The sequence below is a fragment of the Rudaea sp. genome (assembly GCF_057139185.1).
Map to the genome: position 1 here is coordinate 1 of NZ_DBNHDN010000033.1, position 22,613 is coordinate 22,613.

The following is a 22,613-nucleotide window of genomic DNA, read 5'->3' on the forward strand; positions in this document are numbered from 1 at the left end:
GCAGGTCGGTATCGACAATGTGGGCGATCGCCAGCCGCCGATCCTGTATCAGCAGAACGTGGCCAACGCCAACACCGACGTGAACACCTACGACACGATCGGCCGCTTCTTCTGGGGCAAGATCACGGTCAAGTTCTAAGCACGTCTCTGGCAACACTTTGCAAAGCCGCGCGGCTCACCCCGCGCGGTTTTTTTTGCCTATGCGAGGCGCCTTCAGGCGGGAGTCCAAGGCCGGAACTGCCTCTGCGCTGCGAACACGACCAGGCCCTGGGCGAGAAATTCCGAATACGGAAACGCCAGCCGGTCGCTGAGCCCGGCAAGGATTGCAGCGGCCTGCTCAGGCGGCTCCAGATTGAAAGTGTGGCCAAGAGGAGTGACGCACAGGATCGGGGCGGTCAGGCTGTGATACATGCGGCACGGCACCGGACGATGTTCGTAGACGCCGCACCGGCTGCCGGCGAGCAACGCGCAGCCGTTGCCCTTGGCGGCATAGGCGCGCAGCGCCAGGGTCAGCACGTCGCCGGCGTTGCCCCCAGCCGTCGTGCGCGCATCCGCCGCGAGCGCCTGGAATTCGTTCGCCTGACGCAGGAAGGCGTCGTGAATGCCTGGATAGTCGGGGCGTGAACGCAATTGCCGGTACAGGCTGATGATCTCGAACGAATACACACCGTGCACCGCCTGCCGGCAGCAGCGCGCGCAGCCGGCCTGGCACTGGATGCGCAACCGGCTCGCGCCGATGTTGTGCGAGATGTAGCTGTCGTAGACGGAATAGAATGCGTCGAGCAGGCCGAAGAACCGATCCGGCAGCCAGCCCGTCGCGGCGAATCCATCGACTTCCTCGCAGGCCGCCATGTCGCTGGCGATGCGCGTCATTTCCGCACCAAGGCGCGCGGACTCCGCGTCGCCCATGGAGGGGATGGAAAACGTGTCTTGCATGATGCTCCTCGGACTCCTCGCGGTTCTTGCCATGCCCGCGGCTGGCGCGATGATAGCGCGACGAGGAAACCCGGCGCGGCCGGCGCATGAAAGCGGACGCCTTCTGCGTCACAATACGCGGCCGGGTTTCCCGCTGTCCGTCTCTTCCTTGCTCGCATGTCCACCGCCGCACCGCTACCGATCCACGCCATCAACGACGCACTGGGCCGCGGCCGACCGCAGGATGCCGAGCGCCTGACTCGCGATTTTCTGCGACGGTCGCCGGCCGACCCTGATGGACTGATTCTGCTCGGCCTGTGCCTGCGCGAACAGGAGCGCTGGACCGAGGCGATCGGTCCGTTCAGCCAACTGACGCGGATGCAGCCGCAATCGGCGCTGCACTGGAACAATCTCGGCAGCGTGTTGCGCAGCGCCGGGCAGATGCGCGAGGCCGAAAACGCCTACCGGCGCGCGATCGAGCTCGATCCGGACTACTACACCGCGCTGATGAACCTCGGCTACCTGTACCTGCAGCGCGGCATCTATCCGCAGGCACGCGATTGCTTTCTCGACGCGCACCGTCTCGATCCGGACTCGGCCGAGGCGCGTATCTACTCCGCACAGATGTGCTTCGCTCTCGACGACCGCAACATCGCCGAACGCCTGATCGAACCCTGGCGTGCCTGGACGGACCTGTCCGACGATCTGTCGCTGGAACTGGCAATCCTGATGACCCAGTTCGGCGATTCCGCACAGGGCAAGCTGATCTTCGAGCGCCTGCTCGCCGACAATCCGCACAACCTGCGCGCGATCGCGCACCTGGCGATGATGTTCGAGCGCGTCAATCGGCTCGACGAGGCGCGGGCGATGCTCGCGCGCCTGCCGCCGCCGGAAGCAATCGCTGATCCGGCGCTGAGCCAGGAAACGATCACCGCGCGCACCATGCTGGCGCTGCGCGAAAAGGATCCAGCCCAGGCGCGCGCCGTCGTCGCAGCCATGATCGCCGCACAGCAACGCCTGCGCACGCGCGGCGATTCGCGCGAGGCCGGTCTCTGGCTGCAGGACAACCTGTATTTTTCCCTGGCCAAGGCCTGCGACAAGCAGGGCGACGTCGATGCCGCGATGCACGCGCTCGAACAGGCGCACGCGCTGCAGATCGACCTCGTGCGCACCTCGCTGCCGCAATTGCTCGAGCCTGCGGCGCAGCCGCTGCACACGGCGACGAAATGGATCGGCGCCGAAGCCTACGCGGCCTGGCCCGAATTGCCGGCGCCGGCGATGCGCGAATCGCCGATCTTCATCGTCGGCTTCCCGCGTTCGGGCACGACGATGCTCGAGCAGATGCTCGACGCGCATCCGGACCTGCAGGCGATGGATGAGCGGGCGTTCCTGCAGATGCTGGTCGAACGCATGAGCCGGTTCGGCCTCGTCTATCCGCATGACCTTGGCAAGCTCGATGCCGCCCAGTGCGAGGAACTGCGCCAATTCTACTGGGACCTGACGGCCAGGGTCGCGCCGCGCCGGGAGGGCCAGCGCCTGGTCGACAAGAATCCGCTCAACATGCTGCGCCTGCCGCTCGTCCATCGCCTGTTTCCGCAGGCGCCGATCGTTCTCGCGCTGCGCCATCCCTGCGACGTGATCCTGTCGAACTACATGCAGCACTTCAACTCGAACATGTTCGCCGTGCTCTGCTCCAGCCTGCGGCGGCTTGCGCAGGGTTACGTCACCGCGTTCGATTCGTGGCTGCACCACGCGCAATTGTTCAGACCCAACGTCATCCATTCGCGCTACGAGGACCTGCTCGACGATTTCCCCGGCTACGTCAAGCGCATCGGCGACTTCCTCAACCTCGACGACGCGGCCCCGCTGGCGCGTTTCGACCAGCACGCGCGTGCCAAGGGCTTCATCTCGACGCCGAGCTACAACCAGGTGATCGAGCCGCCGAACAAGAAGGCCGTCGACCGCTGGCGCCGCTACCAGCGGTACTTCGAGCCCGTGCTCCCTATCCTGCAGCCGATGCTGCAACGGTTCGGCTATGACGCCTGACTCCCCCGCGAACGCGCGACTGCTCGATCTGCGCAGCTACGTGCAGTGGTTCGACGCGGCCCTGCCCGCCGAATTCTGCGCAAAGATGGTCGACTCGTTCCATCAGATGCCGCAGTTCCAGACTGCCAACGGCCGCGGCCATCACAGCGCGCTCGACGCCAGCGCCTGGGTCGAACTCAACATCCAGCCGCACGTTGATCCCGCATTCATGGGTTTTTTCTACGCGCAGATCGACCGCTATCTAGGCGAATACAACAAGCACCTGCCGATGTCGCTGCCGGTGCCGACGCGGCCGATGCTCGAAGACCTGCGCATCAAGCGCTACCGCATCGAAGCGGAAGACCGCTTCCAGCCACATTTCGATGCCGGCGACAACTACGCGAATCGTTACATGGTCTTCCTCTGGTATCTCAACGATGTCGCCGAGGGTGGCGAAACCGAATTCCCCGACCTCGGCGTCAAGGTGCAGGCGCGCGCCGGACGCCTGCTCATGTTCCCGCCGTACTGGATGTTCCAGCATGCCGGGCTCAAGCCGCGCTCGAACGACAAGTACATCGTGTCGACGTACATGACGTTCTGAGCGCGCCACGGCAACGATGACCCGGATCGCCCCCGCAACTCCCGCATCACGCCTGCACGGCTTGTCGCAAGCCGCGATCCGTGGCGTCGTCGCCGCCGCGCAGGCGCTCGAGCTCGGCCGCGCCGACGAAGCTGACCACCACGTCATCGGCCTGCTCGCCATGTACCCGGATCATCCCGAAGTGCTGCGCCTGTTGGCCGGCGCGCAAAGTTTGCGCGGCCAGTTCCCGGAGGCAATCGCCACCCTGCAACGCGCGATCGCCCTGCGTCCGCACGACGCGCTCTATCTGAATACGCTCGGCTCGACCCGGAGCAACACATTCGACTACGACGGCGCGATCGCCGACCTGCGCCGCGCGGTCGAACTCGATCCCGGCCTCGCCGTCGCCTGGTACAACCTCGGTCTGGTGCTGATGCGCAGCATGCGCGTGGAAGAATCCGCCGCCGCACTGCGCCGCGCGGTCGCCTTGAAGCCGGACGAGTTCAGCGCGCGCGTGATCCTCGCCGACATGCTGCGCGCCGAAGGCCGCAGCGACGAAGCGCTTGCCGAATATCGGCGCGTGCTCAAGCAACGGCCCGAAACCGGCATGGCCTGGTGGGGGCTCGCCGACATGAAGACGCTGCGCCTCGGCACCGCGGAGATCGCGCAGATGCAGCGTGCGATGCAGCAGTCGAGTGCGAGCGAGGCCGATCGCATCGCGACGGGTTTCGCTCTTGCCAAAGCGTTCGACGACGAGGGTCGCTTCGCCGAATCGCTGCGCACGCTCGAACAGGCGAACGCGCGCGCGCGCCAACGCCAGCGCTGGAACGCTCCCGCGCACGCGGCCAGCGTCGACGCCGCGCTGGCCGCGTTCACGCCGCCGCGTGCTGGCGCCGTGGCGGCGCTTGGCACAGAGGCAATCTTCATCGTCAGCCTGCCGCGCTCGGGCTCGACCCTGATCGAACAGGTGCTCGCCTCGCACTCGCAAGTCGACGGCGCCGGCGAATTGTCCGACCTACCGCTCGTGCTGACCGAGGAATCGCGGCGCCGCGGCCAGCCGTTCCCGCAGTGGGTCGATGCGATGCGGGCCGAGGACTGGCAGCGCCTCGGTGCGCGCTACCTCGAACGCACCGCGCACTGGCGCGAGCGGCGACCGCGCTTCACCGACAAGCTGCCGTACAACTGGTTCTACATCGGCGCGATTCGCGCCATGCTGCCGGGCGCGCGCATCATCGTCGGCCGTCGTGATCCGCTGGAGACCTGCTTCTCGTGCTATCGCCAGCATCTGGCCAACAACGAATACACGCGCACCTTCGCCGACCTCGCCGCGTTCTGGCGCGACTTCGATCGCGCGGTGACTTACTGGCGTGCGCTGCACCCAACGCATGTTTTCGAGAACGACTACGAGCGCCTCGTGTGCGAACCGGAAGCGACGATCCGCGACCTGCTCGCATTCTGCGGCCTGCCCTTCGAACCCGCCTGCCTCGACTTCCACAAGACCGAACGCGACGTGCACACGCCGAGCGCCATGCAGGTGCGCGAACCGCTGCGCCGTGACACAGCGCGCGCAGCGCGCTACGGTGCCCTGCTCGATCCGCTGCGCGCCGAGCTCGGCCTGCCGCCGTTCGCCGCATCCACACAAAAGGACTGAACGGCACCCATGGGCAATATCGTCTGGCTCGCTTCCTATCCCAAATCCGGCAACACCTGGCTGCGCGCGTTCCTCGCCAACCTGATGGCGAACCGGCCGACGCCGGTGGCGCTCGCCGAGTTGCCGAACTACGGTCGCCTCGAAGCCGAGCCGGAACTGTATTCGCGCATCGCCGGGCGACCGAGCACCGATCTCGATTTCGCCCAATTGTGCGCGCTGCGCCCGCAGGTACATGCGGCGATCGCGGCGACCGCGACAAGGACCGTGTTCGTCAAGACGCACAGCATGGCCGGCATCGTCGACGGCGTGCCGCTGCTGACGCCGCAGGTGAGCGCAGGCTCGATCTACGTCGTGCGCAATCCGCTCGACGTCGCGATCAGCATGTCGCACCACTTCGGCATCGACCAGGACGCGGCGATCGACTATCTCAACAGCGAGAACTCGGCGACCGAGAACAGCGAGATGTTCGTGACCGAATTCCTCGGTTCGTGGTCGCAGCATGTGAAGAGCTGGGCCGACATGGAGAGCGAGCGCATTTTGATCCTGCGCTACGAGGATCTGCTCGAAAAACCGGCGAAATGGTTCGGCAAGGTCGCGCGCATGGTCGGAACGGAAGACCGCACGCGCATCGAGCGCGCGATCCGCCACTGCGATTTCCGCGCACTCGCGGAAATGGAAAAGCGCGACGGTTTCGTCGAGGTGCCGATCAAGGGCAAGCGCTTCTTCCGCGCCGGGCGCAGCAACCAGTGGCGCGAGAAACTAAGCCGCGAGCAGGTCGCGCGCATCATCGCTGCGCACCGTGAGCAGATGCAGCGCTTCGGCTACGTGCCGGGCGGTTACTGAGATCACGATGTCCGCCGCGCCGACGGATCGCAAAACCGCCTGGGCCGTCGCGCAGCGGCTGCGCGAGGGCGGAAGCATCGGTGCCGCGGCGGACGCGGTGGTCGCGCTGTGGCAAACCGCGCAAGGCGATCGCGGCGAGACGCTGGCAGCGCTGGATTTCCTCACCGAATGCGGGGCGCACGGCCGCGCCCTGCCGGTCGTGCACGTTGCGCGCCAGCGCTGGCGCGGCGATGCACCCATCGCCGCGCGGGCTGGCGAAATTGCGCTCGCGTTGGGCCTGTTCGACGAAGCGGCGGGAGCGCTGCGCGAGGCCATCACCCTCAATCCCAAACAAGGCGCCGCCTGGCTGCGGCTGGCCCATTGCCGGCGCTTTGAGGCGGACGATACCGACGTGCAGCGCCTGCGTCGCGCGTGGTCCGGCACGGACTTCGATGAAGCCACGCGCACCTGCATCGGCTTTGCATTCGGCAAGGCGCTGGATGATCTCGGCGACTACGCGCTGGCTGCGCGCGTGCTGACCGAGGCGAATGCGCTCGCACGCAAGACATCTCCCTGGCGCGTCGACGACTGGCGCCGCTTCGTTGACGCGCAATTGCGCGCGTCTGCGCTGCCCGCGCTGCCGGTCGATGCGGAGTTCAATCCGATCTTCGTCGTCGGCATGCCGCGCAGCGGCACGACCCTGGTCGCCAGCACGCTCGCGCGGCACGCGGAGGTGCGCGACCGCGGCGAGTTGAACTGGGTTCCCGCACTGCGCAACCTGCTCGCCGAGCAACGCCAGTCGCACAACCCGCAGGCGCTTGCCACAATCGCGAGACTGATCCGCGCGCAAATGCAGCGCGACGATGCGCCGGCACGCTTCCACCTCGACAAGAATCCGCTCAACTTCCGTTATCTCGACTTCATCGCCGCGTGCTTTCCGAATGCGCGGATCGTGCATTGCCGGCGCGATGCGCGCGATACCGCGCTGTCGATCTGGATGCAGCACTTCGCCCACGCGGACCTCGGTTTCGCTTACGACTTCGCCGACATCGCCGAGGTGCGGAAAGATGGTGCGAAGCTGATGACGCACTGGCAGTCGCGCCTCGCGCTGGCCACGATCGAGGTCGACTACGAGGCCTTCGTCGCTGGACCGCAGACGCAACGCGATCGACTGGACGCGTTTCTCGGGCTTGAGCGCGATGCGACCCACCCGGTCGCGGCGGAAAACCCGGCCATCGTCACCACCGCAAGCGTATGGCAGGTGCGCCAGCCCGTGTACACGCATGCGCTGCAACGCTGGCGCAACTACGCACCGTACCTGCCGGCGCTGACCGCGCTTTTTCCTGCCCCACCGGCGTAGCGCGCAGTTACTGCTTGCGCAAGGTCACGTTGCCGCTGAACGATTGCGCATCGATGCGCGCGCCGCTGTTGTCGCCGTTGACATCGAGCGTGCTGCCGGGCCCATATTCGGGTTTCACGACCTTGCCATAGTCGCTCTTCAGGTTGCCGCTGAAGGTTTCCGCATGGATGCGCGCGACCAGATCGGCGGGCAGGCGCAGGAGCAGATTGCCGCTCATCGTTTCGGCGCGCGCATGCGCGCCCTTGCCCGGCGCAAAGCCTGCCTCGATGTTGCCGGAAACCGATTCGGCGCTGAATTCGTTGATCGTCGGCGCGGCGAACACGAGCGTGCCCGAAACAGTTTCCAGCTTGACCCGCCCATCTGCGCCGTGCACCGCGATGTCGCCGCTGACGCTTTGCACGTGCACGCGCTCGGCCGCGCCCGCACGCGTGACCTGCAAGGTCACGTCGCCGCTGACGCTGTCGACGTCGATGCCGCGCGCGGCACCGGCGACGCGCAGATTGCCGCTCACGGTGTCGATCTCGATCGACTTGCCGTCGATGTTCTCGATTTTTCCGTCGGCGCTGACCAGATCGAGTTTGACCGAAGCGCCATGCGGTACGCTGAGGACGAGGCTCGTATCCTGCCCCGGCCCGTGCCCGCCGAACCAGCCGCGCTTCTCGGTCTCCACGCGCAATTCCAGACGCCGCGCGTCGCCTTCGACGACAAGCTTGGAGCCGGCACCGAGGCTGCCGCCGAGCTTGACCTCGTTTGCGCCGCCGCCGGTGACCGTGACGCTGCCGCGCACGTTGCTCACGTCGATCAGCCCGTCGGCGGCGAGCGCGAAGCTTTGCTCCAACGTCTTCGCCGCATCGCCTTCGGCCGTGATCGTCAGGTCGGCCGCCACGGCGCGTTCGCTGGCAAGCGCGACGGACAGCGCCGCGCAGAGCGACAACGCAACCACGCGACGAGTCGGGGCCCGGTATGCTGTAGCGGATTTCATCTTCCCTCCTGTGCGGACGAGTCGTTGCATTGCGCTCACCCGGATATCGCCGATTGACGCATGAGGCGCATGCGCTGCGCGTTGGTGCGATTGAGCATGCCGACCAGAAACACTGCGTCCGGGCGCGCCTCGAGCGCGGCCTGCAACTCTGCGCTGGCCTTGTCGAGGTCCTGCGCCGCCGCGGCGAGTCCGGGGTCGGCCGGCTTGGCCCAGTCGAGCGCGGTCAACGATACGGCGCCGTCGCTCGCGCCCTGCGGGCGAACCGCCGTGAGCGTCGGCGCGGGGCCGGACGGGTGCAAGAAGCGCGACGCGGTGAACACGGCGCCGGCGGCCAGCACGAGGCTCGCCGCGAGGGCGAACGCCGGCCGCTGCCAGGGGCGGCGCCACGGCGCGGCCACCGGCTGCGCGATGCGCGCGGCGATGTCGGGCCACAGGTCGCGCGCCGGCTCGACGTCTTGGTTGAGCGTGCGCATCTGTTTGCGCCACTGGAATTCGTTGTCCATCATCCACCTCGCTGCCCGTCGCCGGGCCATTCACGCCGCTTCTAGTGTAGTCCGCAACAGGCCGCGCGCGCGGTGCAACTGCGCCTTCGACGACCCGACCGCCATGCCCAGTTCGCGGGCGATCTCCTCGTGCTTCCAGCCTTCGACGTCGTGCAGCACGAGCACGGCGCGCGCACGCGGCGGCAACTTCGACACCGCGCGCTCGAGATCGCCGCGCTCGCCGGCGCAGAACGGCACTTCGCCGCCCGCGGCCAGCTCGATCACATCGTCGTCCACGTTGACCTCGTTGCGCCTGCCGCGCAGATCCATCAGCGCGATGTTGACGCCGAGCCGATGCAGCCAGGTCGAAAACGCCGCATCAAAACGGAAGCTCGACAGCTTGCGCCAGGCCTGGATGAACGCTTCCTGGGTCAGCTCCTCGGCGCGCGCGCGGTCCATGCCGACCAGGCGCAGGATCACGCCGTGCACGCGGCCGGCGTGGCTGCGATAAAGCCGCTCGAACGCACGCGCATCGCCGCCCAGCGAAGCGCGCACGAGCGCATGATCGTCGTTGCGATCCGGGCGTGTTTGCGAGCCGGTATCCAAAGGGGTTGCCTGCATGCTGGGAACGGCGCCGTCCATTTGCCAGCTTGGATGCGCGGGCCGCCAGTATGGTTTAGACGCCGCCGGCGATCGAGCCCCGCCGGCGATGCCGCTTCAAGGCGTCCCGACGGCGCGCTGCTCGGTCTGTGCCGCGGCGAGCGCCGCGCTGATGCGCTGGTGTTCGCGCAGCAGGGCTTGCGGAGTGCGTGCGCCGAACGAGGCGAGGTATTCGCCGATGTTCTCGTATTCGGCCTGCCAGCCTTCGACATCCACGTCGAGCAGCTCGTCGAGCCACGCACGCGGCAGGTCGAGGCCGGCGAGGTTGAGGTCCTCGGCGTGCGGCAGGTTGCCGATCGGTGTCGTCAGTGCCTCTTCGGTTCCCATGCAACGGCCGAGAATCCATTCGAGCACGCGCATGTTGTCGCCGAAGCCTGGCCAGAGGAACTTGCCGTCGTCGCCTTTGCGGAACCAGTTGACGTGGAAAATTTTCGGCAACTTCGCGCCGGGCCGGTCGAACGACAGCCAGTGGCTGAAGTAGTCGGCGAAGTTGTAGCCGCAGAACGGCTTCATCGCCATCGAGTCGCGGCGCAGCACGCCGACCGCGCCGGTCGCTGCGGCCGTGGTTTCCGAGCCCATCGCGGCGCCGGCGAGCACGCCGTGGGTCCAGTCGCGCGCCTCGAACACGAGCGGCAGCAGGTGTTCGCGGCGACCGCCGAAAATGATCGCGCTGATCGGCACGCCTTGCGCGTCCTCCGCGCGCGGCGACCAGCTCGCGCATTGTCTCGCCGAGACGGTGAAGCGCGAATTCGGATGCGCGGCCGGGCCGCCCGCAGGCTTGCCGTTGGCGATCATGACTTCGCGCCCCTGCCAGTCCTTGACCGGCACGCCGGGCAGCCCCTCCCACCACGGGTCGTTGTTCGCATCGACCGCGACGTTGGTGAAGATCGTGTCGTGGTCGAGCATCGCCAGCGCGTTCGGATTCGTCTTCGCGCTGGTGCCCGGCGCGACGCCGAAGAAACCGGCCTCGGGATTGATCGCCCAAAGGCGGCCGTCCGCGCCGGGTTTCATCCAGCAGATGTCGTCGCCGACCGTCCACACCTTCCAGCCGGCCTCGCGGTAGCTTTGCGGCGGAATCAGCATCGCGAGATTGGTCTTGCCGCAGGCCGACGGAAACGCAGCGGCGATGTAGTGGGTCTCGCCGCGCGGATTCTCCACGCCGACGATCAGCATGTGCTCGGCCAGCCAGCCCTCGCTGCGCGCCTGCGCCGAGGCGATGCGCAAGGCGTGGCATTTCTTGCCGAGCAGCGCGTTGCCGCCGTAGCCGGAGCCGATCGACTTGATCGAAAGTTCGGCCGGAAAGTGCATGATAAAGCGCTTCTCGGGATCAAGCTCGCCGGTCGAATGCAGGCCCTTCACGAACGCATCCGCGCGCTCGCCGCGAGCGAGCCGATCGAGCCCTTCGCGCTCGATGCGTGCGAGCGCCGCCGCGCCCATGCGCGTCATGATGCGCATGTTGGCGACGACGTAGGGGCTGTCGGTGATCTCGACGCCGCAGCGCGAGATCGGCGAGTCGATCGGCCCCATGCAATACGGAATCACGTACAGCGTGCGCCCTCGCATGCAACCGGCGAACAGCGCATCGATCTTCGCATGCGCGTCGTGCGGCGCCATCCAGTTGTTGTTCGGACCGGCATCTTCGCGATTGCCGGTGCAGACGAAGGTGAGGTGCTCGACGCGCGCCACGTCGGACGGATCGGAACGGTGCAGGTAACAGCCCGGATGGGTCTCCTGGTTCAGCGCGACGAGATCGCCGCGCTTGCGCATCAGGTCGACGAGGGCGACGTTTTCCGCGTCGCTGCCGTCGCACCAATGGATATTGTCGGGCTGCGTCAACGCGGCGACTTCCCCGACCCAACGGTCGAGTGCCTCAAGCTTGCTCATTTGTTCTCCAACCGGCCAGTGGCCGAAAAAATCTACTTGTGTATTTGTATATTTCTATCCCCCTCGCCTGCCGGGAGAAGGGAAGCAAAGCTATTGCGGAATCAGTGTCGACATCACATGTTCGACATATTCCTCCAGTTCCGTCGGATCGATGTGCTTCACGCCGAGCTGCAGCACGAGCTGCAGGAAGCCGACATAGGCCGCGTAGGTCAGTTGCGCGCGATGCAGCGCATCGATACCCGACATGCCGACCTGGCGATACGCCTGCTTGAGAAAATCGAGGCGGCGCTGCGAAACGCGCTCCATCACCGGCTGTACGATCGGGTGGTCGAGCGCGCGCAGCAGCGCCGAGTAGATACTGTGCGTGCGCGCCTCACGTCCGGTGCGGCGAAACAATTCGCTCAGGCGTTCGCGCGGGTCGTCGATGGCGGCGATCTGGTCCATCGCCTCTTCAGCATGCGTTTCCCAGTTCTGCAGCGCGGCCTTGAGCAGCGCTTCGCGCGTGGCGAAATGCCAATAAAAGCTGCCTTTGGTCACACGCAGGCGGCGTGCGAGCGGCTCCACGGCGAGTGCAGGCACCCCTTGCTCCGCAATCAGATCGAGCGCGCCGGCTTCCCAATCGGCGGCGGACAGACGCGAACGCTCGGCTTTTTCTGCGGCTTGCAGCATGCGGGCATGGTAGCGGCTGCACCTCGCGCGCGTAAGGGGATTCGATGTTGCATTGCAGCAGTAAACGGTTACAAGCACTTGTTTCCGCGTCGGTTTTCGCACAATACGCATGCGTATTGACAACCCGGACCCACGTACACATACTGCAACGTATGGGAACGACTGCCGCCAAGCCGTACGCTTCTCCCGCACCGATTGCGCAGCGCGTGGAAGCGCTGGTCGCGCAAGACGACGTCACTCTCGCGATCGAACATTTCGGCGACGTATCCGCCCCGGCCGTCGTCTTCGCCCACGGCTTTGGCCAGACCCGACATGCCTGGGATGGCGCCGCGAACGCGCTCGCACGAGTCGGCTGGCACGCCATCACCGCCGACGCCCGCGGCCACGGCGACAGCAGCCGGCGCAGCGACGGCAACTATCACTACGACCAGTTCGTCGACGATCTGGTCCGCATCGCTCGCAACAGCGGCGAAACACCGGTGCTCGTCGGCGCCTCGATGGGAGGCCTGCTCGGCCTCGCCGCGCAGGCGTTGCATGCGCCGTTCCGCGCGCTCGTGCTCGTCGATATCACGCCGCGCTGGGAAACCGCCGGCGTCGAACGCATCCTCGCCTTCATGCGCGCGCATCCGCAAGGTTTCGCTTCGTACGACGAGGCCGCCGACGAGATCGCGAGCCATCTGCCGCACCGCACCGGGCGCAAGTCCGAAGCCAGCCTGCGCCAATTGCTCGTGCGCGACGATCGCGGCCGCCTGCGCTGGCACTGGGACCCGCGCATGCTCGATTTCGCCACGCGCGACTCCAACCGGTTGCAGCGCGACCTGCTCGTCGCCGCCGCGACGATCCGCGTGCCGGTGCTGCTCGTCAGCGGCGCGCGCAGCGACGTCGTTTCGACGGAGACAATCGCCGAGTTCCTTGCCCACGTGCCGCACGCACACCACGTATGCCTGCCCGACGCTACACACATGGTCGCCGGCGACGCCAACGACACGTTCACGCGCGTCGTGCTGGAATTCGTGCAAACGCTCGAATCGGAAGCCGCACCATCCACCGATCGTCATTCCGAACAACCCCGTAGCGACGAACGACATTCACGCGCTGCCCATACGTTGTGTCCACCCGAGGTGAAATCATGAATTGGTATCCGCTGCTCGCCGCCCTCGCCGCCTCGCTGGCCTGTGCGTATTTCCGCAGCAATCTGCGCACGTGGACGCTCGCCGGCTTCGCCGCGATCCTCGCCGTCGGCGTACTCGCCGGCAGCCACTGGCTCGCGATCGCGCTGACCGCGCTCGCCTTCGGCCTGCTCAGCGTGCCGCTCAACCTCGACGACTTCCGCCGCAAGAAGATCACCGCGCCGCTGCTCGACGTGTACCAGAAGATCACGCCGCAGATTTCCGCCACCGAACGCACCGCACTCGAGGCGGGTACGGTCGGTTTCGAGGGCGAGCTGTTCAGCGGCAAGCCGGACTGGTCGAAGCTGCTCGGCCAGCCGAAACCCGAACTGTCGCTCGAAGAACAGGCGTTTCTCGATGGCCCGGTCGAAGAAGTCTGCCGCATGACCGACGACTGGCAGATCACGCACGAACTCGCCGACCTGCCGCCGGAAATCTGGGATTTTCTCAAGAAGAAAAAATTCTTCGGCATGATCATCCCGAAGCAATACGGCGGACTCGAATTCTCCGCGCTCGCGCAATCGGCCGTGCTGCAGAAACTCATGGGCATCTCGGGCTCGCTGTCCTCGACCGTCGGCGTGCCGAATTCGCTCGGCCCGGGCGAGCTGCTGCTGCACTACGGCACGCAGGAGCAGCGCGACTACTATCTGCCGCGCCTCGCCGACGGGCGCGAGATTCCGTGCTTCGCCCTGACCGGCCCGAGCGCGGGCTCGGATGCGACCTCGATCCCCGACTACGGCGTGGTCTGCAAGGGTGACTGGCACGGCGCGCAGGTGCTCGGCGTGCGCCTCACTTTCGACAAGCGCTACATCACGCTCGCGCCGGTGGCGTCACTGATCGGCCTTGCCTTTCAGATGCACGACCCCGACCATCTGCTCGGCGACAAGGAGCACATCGGCATCACGCTCGCGCTGATCCCTCGTGACACCAAAGGCCTCGAGATCGGCCGCCGCCACTTCCCGCTCAACGGCGCGTTCCAGAACGGCCCGCTGCACGGCCGCGACATCTTCATTCCGATGTCGCAGCTCATCGGTGGGGCCGACATGGCCGGCCAGGGCTGGCGCATGCTGGTCGAGTGCCTCTCGGTCGGGCGCGCGATCACGCTGCCGTCGAACGCGTCGGGCGGTGTCAAGATGGGCGCGATCGCGACCGGCGCCTATGCGCGCATCCGCAAGCAGTTCGGCATGGCGATCGGCCGCTTCGAAGGCGTCGAGGAGGCGCTCGCGCGCATCGGCGGTTACAGCTACGCGATCACGTCGCTGTCAAAGGCGACCGCCGCCGCGGTCGATCGCGGCGAGAAGCCGTCGGTGCCATCCGCGATCGCCAAATATCACTGTACCGAACTCGGCCGCGAAGTAGCCAAGGACGTGATGGACGTGCACGGCGGCAAAGGCGTGCAACTCGGCCCGAACAACTACGCTGGCCGCGCCTATCAGACCGCGCCGATCGCGATCACGGTCGAAGGCGCGAACATCATGACGCGCAGCCTGATGATCTTCGGCCAGGGCGCGATCCGCTGCCATCCGCACGTACTCAAGGAGATGCAGGCCGCACAGATTCCCGACTACGGCGCACGCCTGCGCGCGTTCGACCGCGAGTTGTTCGCACATATCGGCTTCGCGGTTTCCAACGCCGCGCGCAGCCTCGTGCTCGGCCTCGCCTTCGCGAAAATCGGCAACGCGCCGGGCGACAAGTACACCCGGCGCTACTATCGCAAGCTCAACCGCTATGCGGCCAACCTCGCCCTCGTTGCCGACTCGGCGATGCTGCTGCTCGGCGGCAAGCTCAAGTTCAAGGAATCGCTGTCCGCGCGTTTGGGCGACGTGCTCTCGAATCTGTACATCGCAAGCAGCATGCTCAAGCGCTACGAGGACAACGGTCGCCCGGTCGCCGACCGGCCGCTGCTCGCCTGGGCGTTCCACGACTGCGCCTGGCGCATGCAGAATGCGCTCGACGGCGTGCTGCGCAACTTCCCGATCCGCCCCGCCGCGTGGCTGCTGCGCGCGCTCGTGTTCCCGTTCGGCCGCCGCGAAGTACCGCCATCGGATCGCCTCGGCCACCGCGTCGCCGCGCTGCTGATGTCGCCGAACGAGGCGCGCGACCGCCTCGCCGAGTGGGCTTATCTGACGCCCAACGCGAACAACGTCGTCGGCCGCATGAACGCGCTGCTGCCCGAGGTCATCGCCGCCGAGCCGGTCGAGCGCAAGCTCGCCAAGGCGCTGAAGACCGCTGCGGTCGCTTCCATCGATCCCGCCGCGCAACTTGCCGAAGCCGAACAGGCCGGCGCGATTACGCACGACGAGCGCAAATTGCTCGAGCGCGTGCGCGCGGCGACGGCCGAGTTCATCGCGGTCGACGATTTCGATCCGCTCGAGCTGCAATCGGCGGTGAAACGCGGCAAGTCGCCGACGCTGCGCAGCGTGGCGTAAGTACGATGTCCGTCATTCCCGCGAAGGCGGGAATGACGAGTGGAAAGGTCGTATCCATGCCCAGTTCACCCCTCAAGCTCTTCCGCCTGCTCGGCCGCACCGCTGCCGGGCGCTGGACGTTCACCCGCATCATCTGCGCCAAGGCGCCCTACTTCGCCTCGATCTCGCCGCTGGTCGAGGAACTCGCGCCGAGTCGCTGCGTGGTCGTGCTGCGCGATCGCCGCCGCGTGCGCAACCACATCGGCACGGTGCACGCGATCGCGATGTGCAACGCCGCCGAGCTCGCCGGCGGCCTCGCCACCGACGTCGGCATCGCGCCGGGCCAGCGCTGGATCCCCAAGGGCATGAGCGTGCGCTATCTGAAGATGGCACGCGGCACGCTGACCGCGACGGCCCGTGTCGAGGTTCCGCCGGCCGACGCGCCCGCACGCGAAGCGCACGCGCTCGTCGAGGTACGCGACACGGCAAACGAAGTCGTGTTCGACGCCGACATCACGATGTGGGTTTCGCCACGAAGCAGATGATTCGCGCGCAATCTCAGAACGCGTATACCGCGCTCAACACCCAGCGTCGACGCTCGTCCGGCGCAGTGCTCGGATATGCGTAGTTGGCGCGATTGACCGCAACCCACAGCAACTGCACATCGACGCGCCCGAACTTCGCGCCGAGGCCCAGGCTGGCGTCGAACGTGCGGTCGCGGTCGCCGCCGCGCGTGAACTCGGCCTGCTGCACGCCGAGATGGGCGAGCAGGCGCCAGCGCTCATCCAGCGGGCGTGAGCCGTTGAATTCGAGATAGGTCGAACGCCGATGCCGGCCGAAGTAGTTCGGCGCGCGATACAGGCGCAGACTCCAGCGCTCGGCGGAAAGGCCGACGAACATTTCGGCGTAGTTCCAGAACGTGAAGCCGGTGAAGTTGGAATAAGTCGCGCCGACCTCCCAACTCAAACGCGATGTCAACGCATGCGCGTAGCCCGCAGCGGCGACCCATAGCGGCTCGGCATGGCGCTCGCCAAACAGGCGCGTCTCCCCGATCTGAGCGCCGAGATACCAGCCGGCCGCGCCGTCGTAGTTCACCGCGGCCGTGACCGCGGGCCGGTCATCGTTGAGCGACACGCCGCGGTAGACGTAGTCACCGGCAAGGCCGATCTGCCCGGAGAGTTGTGCGTGCGCGGCGTCAACGCACAGCAATCCGCACGCCGCGACGCCACAGCGCAGGCCACCGCCCAGCCTCAGCGCGGCACGCGCGCCGTTCCCTCGCCGGGCGGAAGGCAGCTCAGCGTCGGCACGGAATGGCGCAACGTCGCGCAGGCATCGACGTAGCCTGCCGCACCATCGGGAGAATCCGCCGGAAATCGCACCCATGCCGAGGATTGTCGCATGGCCGGTCTGGGCGTGACCTCGCGTGCGAGCGCGAGCATGCCAGCAACCTGCGCCGCGGCGAACGACGAGCCGGAAACGAAATTCCAGCGCGCGCCCGGCGCCGGCGCGGGCACGTCGTCGCCCGGAGCGGACAACACCGCGGCGCCCGCGCCAAGCCGGTCGGAGACAGCGAGGACGCCCGCGTGCGAGGCCGGAAAGCCGCCGCCCGGCGCCCGCGCATCGACCGCGCCGACGACGATCGCACCGCGCTCGATCGCCGCATCGATCAGGCGCGCGAGCAGGCGGTCGTCCGGGCCGGAGAGGCTCAGGTTGATAACTTCGGCGTCCGCGGCGATCGCGGCCTGCAGCGCCTGGGCCAGAGTGAAACTGCTGCACAGCGTCAGTGTGGCGGATTCCTCCCAGCAGGCGCGCAGCGCAAGCAGGCGCGCCTGCGGCGCGATGCCAACCACCCCCATGCCGCGGTCCGCACGCGCGCCGATGATGCCCGCAACCGCGGTGCCGTGCGCCTCGGCGACGTCGCTGCGCGCATCGACGAAATTGCGCTCGAGCTCGATGCGCCCGGCGAGATCCGGATGCGCGGCATCGACGCCGCTGTCGATCACCGCGACGCGCACGCCACGGCCCGTGCTCACCTTGTGCAGGTCGTCGAGCCGCCAGAGCCGCGCGCTCGGCTGCAACGCATACAGCGACGTCTGCGCCGACGGAGCCGTCGCAGCGACCACTGCAGCAAGCGCGCGGAACCGATGCACCGGCTGCGCCCATTCGACACGGCTGTCGCGCGCCACGCGGCGCGCAACCTCGTCGAGATCGGCGCCGGCCGGCACGCGCAAAACGTAGCAATCGACGCCGATCGCCGGCATCGGCCAGCCGGACAGCACGCTCAGGCCCTGCGCACGCGCGAGGCCGTCGGCGATGCGTCGCCGCGCCGCGCCGCCTGCCGCATCGACATAGGCGCCGCCGTAGTTCGCGCCGGAACGATAGTGCGGCGGCGGCAGGCGCAGCATGACGAGAATCTCACGCGAGACGTCGGCCGCGACGTGGGTCTCGTCGGCAGCGGCCATGCCCGTGCAGGCCAGCGCCAGCAGCGCGACCAGCCTGGCGAGCGCCCGCTTCAATGCCCCGCCTTCGCTTCGAGCGATTGCACGAGCAATACCGACTTCTCCGCCCGCAACTGCTGCACGGCGGCGTCGAGCCTCTCGGGGGCGACGGCGAGGATGTACGCATCGGCCGCGGTCGGCCCGTCGACGATGCGCGCGCCGCTGGCGAGCAGCACGCGACGCAACTCGCCCACCTCGGTATGCGGCGCAAACGCGACGACGAGGCGTGCCGGCTCGGCCGCCACCGGCCGCGCCAGCGCGCGATACGTGTGTACCGCATCCGCACTTGGCAATCGCGTAGACACGAGAACGACGGCGAGGCCGGCGATCGCCAGCGTCTGTGCGGCGAGCGCCCAGCCCAGCCACGGTCGCGGCAGCATCTGTTCGCGCCAGGCGCTCAACCGTTCGCGCCACGACGCCGATGCCGGAGCGCGCGCGGGCGTGGGCGCAGGCGCGGGCAGGCGCACGCGCAGCGCCGCGAACGCGCGGTCGACGTCGCGGCCGGGCAGGGCGACATTGTTCGCCGCACGCAGCTGCCGCTCCCATTCGAGTTCGCCGCGGCAGGCCGCGCAGGCTTGCAGATGCGCATCGACGAGACGGCTCTCGGCCCCGTCCAGCGTACCGGCGACGAACCACGGCAGCAGTTCGCGCACTTCGCCGTGCGCAGAATCCAGATTGACTACTCGCGGGCTCACAGGATGTCCTCCAGGCGTTCGGGCAGCAGCGCCTTCAGGCGCCGGCGTGCGTGGAACATGCGCGTCTTCACGGTATCGACCGGGCAATCCATGATCCGCGCGATTTCGTGATAGCCGATCTCGTGGAAATAGGTCAGTTCGATCACCGCGCGATGGTTCGGCGAGAGCGCGTCGACCGCTTCGCACAGCACGCGGCGCAGTTGCGCGCGCATCACTTCGTGCTTCGGCTCCGCCTCATCGGCCACCGACTCGATGCTTTCGTCCGCCTCGACCGGAACATCCACGTCGCGCAGCGCCTTGAGCGACTTGCGCCAGGCGATCGCGAAGATCCAGGTCGAGAGCTTGGACGAACCGTCGAATTTGTGCGCGCTGGTGGAGACCACGAACATCGTGTCGTTGAGGATCTCCTCGACCAGTTCCGCGCGCCGCGTCGTGCGCTCGATGAAGCGTGCGAGGCGCGGGAAGTAGGCCCGGTACAGGGTCTCGAACGCAGGCGCGTCGCCCTGCGCGACGCGCGCAATCAGGGCAGCCTCGTCCACGCCGGCTTCGGGGAGCGAGGCGGGCTGCGGGACCGCTTCGGCCCCCGGTCGGGAAAACATGGATGCGTCTCTTGCCATCGTTCGTTCATTCCGTGACCGGGCCGGACGGTTCAATCTTGCATTGCGGTGCGCACTTTCGTGCCGGCGGCCGGCACGATGAACCTTTGCGTCGGAGACGGGGATACATGCAGCACGACGCCCGGATGCGATGCATACCGCGGCCTCGCGCCGATTGACCTCTCGATGCGCCACCGGAGCCTGCCCATGTACAAAACCCTCTCCATCCTGTCCTTGCTGCTGTTCGCCACCGCATCGGCAAATGCCGCCGACCATGCGGTCAGCGTCGGCGGCAACGGCCTCACGTTCTCGCCGAACAACCTGCCGATCCACAAGGGCGACACCGTCACCTTCCACAACGCCGGCGGCTTCCACAACGTCGCGTCCGACACGGGGCTTTTCCGGAACGGGTCGGCCAGCTCGAGCGGATGGACCTACACCACGCCCGCCTTCAACGAGATCGGCACGTTCGGTTACCACTGCGAGATCCACGGCGCAGCGGGCGGCGTCGGCATGGCGGGCACGATCACCGTGCAGGACTACGGCCCGCCGCCGGACTTCGGTCTCGCCGCGCAGTCGAGCAGTCCAAGCCTCGCCCAGGGTGGCAGCGTTGCCGACACGATCACGATCACGCCGGCAAACGGCTTCTCCGACAACGTCACCTTCAGCGCGAGCGGCCTGCCCAACGGCGTCAGCGCGAGCTTCGCTGCCGGCGGCGCCGCGACCAGCGTGCTGACGCTGACTGCCAGCGCCACCGCGGCGACCGGCACCGCGAACATCACCGTCACCGGCACCTCGGGCAGCTTGAGCCATTCGCTGCCGCTGAGCCTGACCGTGACCGCGGCGGCGCCTGCATTCGCCATCGGACCCGGCATCACCGGTTCGTGGTACCTGCCCGCGCAATCCGGCCACGGCTTCAACCTCGAGGTGCTCAAGGGGCCGAACCAGGACAACGGCTTCCTCGCGTTCTGGTATGTCTACGACAACAGCGGCAACAACCTCTGGCTGGTCGGCCAGGGCAGCTACGTCGGCGACACCGCGACGCTGCAGATGCAGCAGGGCAGCGGCGGCATGTTCCCGCCGAACTTCGACAAGAACAAGATCGCGCGCACCAACTGGGGCACGCTGACCTTGAAATTCACCGACTGCAACAACGCCACCGCGCAATGGGATCCGATCATCCCCGCCTATCCGAGCGGCTCGATGAACCTCGTTCGCCTGAGCGCCGTCAGCAATCTGGCCTGTCCGTGAACATGCGCATGCACAGCCCGTCCACCGCGAGGCCGGAGTCGTTCCGGTCTCGCGGCACGGCCTTCGCGATGCTGGTCGCGCTGACGATGTTCGCGATCGGCACCGCCCGCGCCACCGGGATCGGCGAGCGCGCGCCCGACTTCCACCTGCCGCAGCTCGGCACGGAAGCTCCACTCAGCCTCTCCGCCCTGCGCGGCAAGGTGGTTTTCGTCGACTTCTGGGCCTCGTGGTGCGGCCCTTGCCGCGAGGCGATGCCGCAGTACGAAAAACTATATGCCACGATGGCCCGCGACACGTTCACGATCCTCGCGGTAAATCTCGACGAGACGCGCAGCGATGCGGAAAAATTCCTCGCCGCGCATCCGGTCGGTTATCCGATCGCGCTCGATCCCGCAGGCGAAGTGCCGAAGGCGTATGGCGTCGTCGGCATGCCGACCTCGTACCTGATCGACCGCAACGGCATCGTGCGCTGGCGCGGCCAGGGCTTCAAGCCCGCCGACATCGATGTGCTGCGCCACGAAGTCGACAGGCTCGCCAGGGAGCCCGCACATGCGTCCTGACGTTCTGCCGCGCATTGCCCTTGCGCTCGTCTGCGCCACCGCGCTTGCGGCTTGCGCGACGAAACCCGTGCAACCCTGGGAGCGCGCCCACCTTGCGCGCTGGGACATGCGCTGGGATCCCGACTCCGTGCAAACCGCGATGAAACAGCACGCCTACTTCAGCAAGGAAGGATCGAGCGGCACGATCGGCGCCGCCGGCGGCGGCTGCGGGTGCAACTGATGCCCCGCCCATCGACCTCGCTTGCCGCCCTGCTCACCGCCGCCGCCGCGTTGCTGCCCGCAGCGCAGACGCGGGCCGCCGACAGCGACGAAGCGGACACGCACGCAAGCTACCGCTTCTCCGAATACGACGAAGACGCGCTCCATGGCGTCGTGGTCGGCGATCCGCGCCGCTATCGCGTGCTCTCGCAGCAGCTCGATATCGACACCAAACTCGACGGCGGTGCGTGGGGCCTCAAGCTCGATGCGACGCACGAGGTGATGAGCGGCTCGTCGCCGTGGTATGTCACCGCGGACGCGAATGGTCGCCCCGTACAGGTGTTGAGCGGCGCGACGATCCGTGACCGGCGCAACGCGCTATCCGTATCGCTGACCCAGAATCCGGGCACCAGCGCGAATACAACCTACACCGCCTCCTACTCGAAGGAGAACGACTATCGCGCCACGGCGCTCGGCATCGAGCGCAGCCAGCCGCTCAGCGCCGCGACCACGCTGGGCTATGGCGGCAGCTTCTCGCATGACGTGATCAAGCCCTTCCAGGCACAAGATTATGGCCGCATCGAACGCGCGACGAAGAACACCGCATCGGTATTCTCCAGCCTTGCCTGGGTTCTCGATCGCGATTCGGTGCTGCAGGCCGGCGTGCAGATCAACCTCAGCCACGGCTATCTCTCCGATCCGTACAAGCTGTTCGTCTACGGCAAGTTTCTCACCGCGGAACGGCGCCCCGACCAGCACGTCGAGGCCGCCGGCCTCGTGCGCTACCGACGCGCATACGCGCAGATCGATGCCGCGCTGCATCTCGACTACCGCTATGCGCAGGACAGTTGGGGGCTGACCTCGCACACCGTCGAGGCGTCGTGGTACCAGGGCCTCGGCCATGGCTGGCGCCTGGTGCCGGGCCTGCGCTGGTACAGCCAGTCGGCCGCGCGCTTCTACGCGCCGTTCCTCGCCGCGCCAGGCGGACAACGCTTCTATTCGAGCGACTACCGCCTTGGAACATTTGGTGCATTTTCCACAAGTATAAATGTCCGCAAGGCGATCGGACGCTGGGAATTCAGCCTCGGTGCGGAGCGCTACCACAGCGCCAGGGGCCTCGCGCTCGGCGGCGGCGGCGGCACAGTACCCGCACTGGTCGACTTCACGCGCGCCTGGGCGGGACTCGATTTCGGCTTCGACTGATGCGA

The 22,613-nt window shown here is 67.2% G+C and carries 22 protein-coding genes; 12 read left to right on the top strand and 10 right to left on the bottom strand.

What is annotated here, in order from left to right:
* Positions 1 to 213: 213 nt before the first annotated feature.
* Positions 214 to 936: a YkgJ family cysteine cluster protein gene (locus AC16HO_RS11505; RefSeq protein WP_395644399.1), complete on the bottom strand. Its 723-nt coding sequence runs from the start codon at positions 934 to 936 to the stop codon at positions 214 to 216.
* Positions 937 to 1,092: 156 nt separating this feature from the next.
* Here AC16HO_RS11505 and AC16HO_RS11510 point away from each other — a divergent pair, with 156 nt between their 5' ends.
* Genes AC16HO_RS11510 through AC16HO_RS11530 form a run of 5 tightly spaced genes read left to right on the top strand, consistent with a single transcriptional unit; the run spans position 1,093 to position 7,353 of the window.
* Positions 1,093 to 2,961: a sulfotransferase gene (locus AC16HO_RS11510; RefSeq protein WP_395644398.1), complete on the top strand. Its 1,869-nt coding sequence runs from the start codon at positions 1,093 to 1,095 to the stop codon at positions 2,959 to 2,961.
* Positions 2,951 to 3,541, top strand: a complete 591-nt coding sequence (locus AC16HO_RS11515) for a 2OG-Fe(II) oxygenase (protein ID WP_395644397.1) — start codon at positions 2,951 to 2,953, stop codon at positions 3,539 to 3,541. The genes AC16HO_RS11510 and AC16HO_RS11515 overlap by 11 nt, the downstream gene beginning before the upstream one ends.
* A 16-nt stretch (positions 3,542 to 3,557) precedes the next feature.
* On the top strand, positions 3,558 to 5,171 hold the full coding sequence (locus tag AC16HO_RS11520; protein ID WP_395644396.1) for a tetratricopeptide repeat-containing sulfotransferase family protein: 1,614 nt from the start codon (positions 3,558 to 3,560) through the stop codon (positions 5,169 to 5,171).
* A gap of 9 nt (positions 5,172 to 5,180) precedes the next feature.
* Entirely contained in the window at positions 5,181 to 6,014 is an 834-nt protein-coding gene (locus tag AC16HO_RS11525) for a sulfotransferase domain-containing protein (RefSeq protein ID WP_395644395.1), read from the top strand.
* Between the two features lie 7 nt (positions 6,015 to 6,021).
* The gene (locus AC16HO_RS11530; protein ID WP_395644394.1) at positions 6,022 to 7,353 is read left to right on the top strand and encodes a sulfotransferase; all 1,332 of its coding nucleotides are present in this window, start codon (positions 6,022 to 6,024) and stop codon (positions 7,351 to 7,353) included.
* Between the two features lie 7 nt (positions 7,354 to 7,360).
* On the opposite strand, the gene AC16HO_RS11535 is transcribed toward AC16HO_RS11530, so the two are convergent.
* From AC16HO_RS11535 to AC16HO_RS11555, 5 genes are all read right to left on the bottom strand, one after another.
* Positions 7,361 to 8,335 carry a DUF4097 family beta strand repeat-containing protein gene (locus AC16HO_RS11535; RefSeq protein WP_395644393.1) on the bottom strand — a complete coding sequence of 325 codons (975 nt, stop codon included), beginning with the start codon at positions 8,333 to 8,335 and terminating at the stop codon, positions 7,361 to 7,363.
* Positions 8,336 to 8,370: 35 nt separating this feature from the next.
* A complete protein-coding gene (locus tag AC16HO_RS11540; protein WP_395644392.1) occupies positions 8,371 to 8,838 on the bottom strand; it encodes a hypothetical protein in 468 nt (155 codons plus the stop codon).
* Positions 8,839 to 8,868: 30 nt separating this feature from the next.
* Positions 8,869 to 9,438 (bottom strand): RNA polymerase sigma factor, encoded by a 570-nt coding sequence (locus AC16HO_RS11545; RefSeq protein ID WP_395644391.1) that lies wholly within the window; start codon positions 9,436 to 9,438, stop codon positions 8,869 to 8,871.
* 96 nt (positions 9,439 to 9,534) lie between these two features.
* Positions 9,535 to 11,361, bottom strand: coding sequence for a phosphoenolpyruvate carboxykinase (GTP) (locus AC16HO_RS11550; RefSeq protein ID WP_395644390.1), 1,827 nt, complete (start codon positions 11,359 to 11,361; stop codon positions 9,535 to 9,537).
* Between the two features lie 90 nt (positions 11,362 to 11,451).
* The gene (locus AC16HO_RS11555; protein ID WP_395644389.1) at positions 11,452 to 12,030 is read right to left on the bottom strand and encodes a TetR/AcrR family transcriptional regulator; all 579 of its coding nucleotides are present in this window, start codon (positions 12,028 to 12,030) and stop codon (positions 11,452 to 11,454) included.
* A gap of 152 nt (positions 12,031 to 12,182) precedes the next feature.
* Between AC16HO_RS11555 and AC16HO_RS11560 the strand changes: the two genes are divergently transcribed.
* Genes AC16HO_RS11560 through AC16HO_RS11570 form a run of 3 tightly spaced genes read left to right on the top strand, consistent with a single transcriptional unit; the run spans position 12,183 to position 16,152 of the window.
* Positions 12,183 to 13,163 carry an alpha/beta fold hydrolase gene (locus tag AC16HO_RS11560; protein ID WP_395644388.1) on the top strand — a complete coding sequence of 327 codons (981 nt, stop codon included), beginning with the start codon at positions 12,183 to 12,185 and terminating at the stop codon, positions 13,161 to 13,163.
* Positions 13,160 to 15,628, top strand: a complete 2,469-nt coding sequence (locus AC16HO_RS11565) for an acyl-CoA dehydrogenase (protein WP_395644387.1) — start codon at positions 13,160 to 13,162, stop codon at positions 15,626 to 15,628. Before AC16HO_RS11560 ends, AC16HO_RS11565 begins: the two co-directional genes overlap by 4 nt.
* A 56-nt stretch (positions 15,629 to 15,684) precedes the next feature.
* The gene (locus AC16HO_RS11570) at positions 15,685 to 16,152 is read left to right on the top strand and encodes a hotdog fold domain-containing protein (RefSeq protein ID WP_395644386.1); all 468 of its coding nucleotides are present in this window, start codon (positions 15,685 to 15,687) and stop codon (positions 16,150 to 16,152) included.
* Positions 16,153 to 16,165: 13 nt separating this feature from the next.
* Here the strand turns inward: AC16HO_RS11570 and AC16HO_RS11575 are convergent, their stop codons facing one another.
* Genes AC16HO_RS11575 through AC16HO_RS11590 form a run of 4 tightly spaced genes read right to left on the bottom strand, consistent with a single transcriptional unit; the run spans position 16,166 to position 19,339 of the window.
* Positions 16,166 to 16,816 (bottom strand): TorF family putative porin, encoded by a 651-nt coding sequence (locus tag AC16HO_RS11575; RefSeq protein WP_395644385.1) that lies wholly within the window; start codon positions 16,814 to 16,816, stop codon positions 16,166 to 16,168.
* 41 nt (positions 16,817 to 16,857) lie between these two features.
* Positions 16,858 to 18,123 (bottom strand): S8 family peptidase, encoded by a 1,266-nt coding sequence (locus AC16HO_RS11580; RefSeq protein ID WP_395644384.1) that lies wholly within the window; start codon positions 18,121 to 18,123, stop codon positions 16,858 to 16,860.
* Positions 18,120 to 18,800, bottom strand: coding sequence for a zf-HC2 domain-containing protein (locus AC16HO_RS11585; protein ID WP_395644383.1), 681 nt, complete (start codon positions 18,798 to 18,800; stop codon positions 18,120 to 18,122). The genes AC16HO_RS11580 and AC16HO_RS11585 overlap by 4 nt, the downstream gene beginning before the upstream one ends.
* Positions 18,797 to 19,339, bottom strand: a complete 543-nt coding sequence (locus AC16HO_RS11590; protein WP_395644382.1) for an RNA polymerase sigma factor — start codon at positions 19,337 to 19,339, stop codon at positions 18,797 to 18,799. Before AC16HO_RS11590 ends, AC16HO_RS11585 begins: the two co-directional genes overlap by 4 nt.
* A 264-nt stretch (positions 19,340 to 19,603) precedes the next feature.
* On the opposite strand from AC16HO_RS11590, the gene AC16HO_RS11595 reads away from it, so the two are divergent.
* From AC16HO_RS11595 to AC16HO_RS11610, 4 genes are read left to right on the top strand one after another with little or no spacing between them, the layout of a single operon-like run.
* Positions 19,604 to 20,647: a cupredoxin domain-containing protein gene (locus AC16HO_RS11595; protein WP_395644381.1), complete on the top strand. Its 1,044-nt coding sequence runs from the start codon at positions 19,604 to 19,606 to the stop codon at positions 20,645 to 20,647.
* A 2-nt stretch (positions 20,648 to 20,649) separates the two neighbouring features.
* Positions 20,650 to 21,207 carry a TlpA family protein disulfide reductase gene (locus tag AC16HO_RS11600; protein ID WP_484335438.1) on the top strand — a complete coding sequence of 186 codons (558 nt, stop codon included), beginning with the start codon at positions 20,650 to 20,652 and terminating at the stop codon, positions 21,205 to 21,207.
* Entirely contained in the window at positions 21,197 to 21,427 is a 231-nt protein-coding gene (locus AC16HO_RS11605; protein ID WP_395644379.1) for a DUF4266 domain-containing protein, read from the top strand. Before AC16HO_RS11600 ends, AC16HO_RS11605 begins: the two co-directional genes overlap by 11 nt.
* The gene (locus AC16HO_RS11610; protein ID WP_395644378.1) at positions 21,427 to 22,608 is read left to right on the top strand and encodes a DUF3570 domain-containing protein; all 1,182 of its coding nucleotides are present in this window, start codon (positions 21,427 to 21,429) and stop codon (positions 22,606 to 22,608) included. The genes AC16HO_RS11605 and AC16HO_RS11610 overlap by 1 nt, the downstream gene beginning before the upstream one ends.
* Positions 22,609 to 22,613 lie beyond the last annotated feature (5 nt).

Coding starts and splice junctions, on each gene's coding strand:
- AC16HO_RS11505 (WP_395644399.1), bottom strand. CDS start 936: ATGCAAGACACGTTTTCCATCCCCTCCATGGGCGACGCGGAGTCCGCG.
- AC16HO_RS11510 (WP_395644398.1), top strand. CDS start 1,093: ATGTCCACCGCCGCACCGCTACCGATCCACGCCATCAACGACGCACTG.
- AC16HO_RS11515 (WP_395644397.1), top strand. CDS start 2,951: ATGACGCCTGACTCCCCCGCGAACGCGCGACTGCTCGATCTGCGCAGC.
- AC16HO_RS11520 (WP_395644396.1), top strand. CDS start 3,558: ATGACCCGGATCGCCCCCGCAACTCCCGCATCACGCCTGCACGGCTTG.
- AC16HO_RS11525 (WP_395644395.1), top strand. CDS start 5,181: ATGGGCAATATCGTCTGGCTCGCTTCCTATCCCAAATCCGGCAACACC.
- AC16HO_RS11530 (WP_395644394.1), top strand. CDS start 6,022: ATGTCCGCCGCGCCGACGGATCGCAAAACCGCCTGGGCCGTCGCGCAG.
- AC16HO_RS11535 (WP_395644393.1), bottom strand. CDS start 8,335: ATGAAATCCGCTACAGCATACCGGGCCCCGACTCGTCGCGTGGTTGCG.
- AC16HO_RS11540 (WP_395644392.1), bottom strand. CDS start 8,838: ATGGACAACGAATTCCAGTGGCGCAAACAGATGCGCACGCTCAACCAA.
- AC16HO_RS11545 (WP_395644391.1), bottom strand. CDS start 9,438: ATGCAGGCAACCCCTTTGGATACCGGCTCGCAAACACGCCCGGATCGC.
- AC16HO_RS11550 (WP_395644390.1), bottom strand. CDS start 11,361: ATGAGCAAGCTTGAGGCACTCGACCGTTGGGTCGGGGAAGTCGCCGCG.
- AC16HO_RS11555 (WP_395644389.1), bottom strand. CDS start 12,030: ATGCTGCAAGCCGCAGAAAAAGCCGAGCGTTCGCGTCTGTCCGCCGCC.
- AC16HO_RS11560 (WP_395644388.1), top strand. CDS start 12,183: ATGGGAACGACTGCCGCCAAGCCGTACGCTTCTCCCGCACCGATTGCG.
- AC16HO_RS11565 (WP_395644387.1), top strand. CDS start 13,160: ATGAATTGGTATCCGCTGCTCGCCGCCCTCGCCGCCTCGCTGGCCTGT.
- AC16HO_RS11570 (WP_395644386.1), top strand. CDS start 15,685: ATGCCCAGTTCACCCCTCAAGCTCTTCCGCCTGCTCGGCCGCACCGCT.
- AC16HO_RS11595 (WP_395644381.1), top strand. CDS start 19,604: ATGTACAAAACCCTCTCCATCCTGTCCTTGCTGCTGTTCGCCACCGCA.
- AC16HO_RS11600 (WP_484335438.1), top strand. CDS start 20,650: ATGCGCATGCACAGCCCGTCCACCGCGAGGCCGGAGTCGTTCCGGTCT.
- AC16HO_RS11605 (WP_395644379.1), top strand. CDS start 21,197: ATGCGTCCTGACGTTCTGCCGCGCATTGCCCTTGCGCTCGTCTGCGCC.
- AC16HO_RS11610 (WP_395644378.1), top strand. CDS start 21,427: ATGCCCCGCCCATCGACCTCGCTTGCCGCCCTGCTCACCGCCGCCGCC.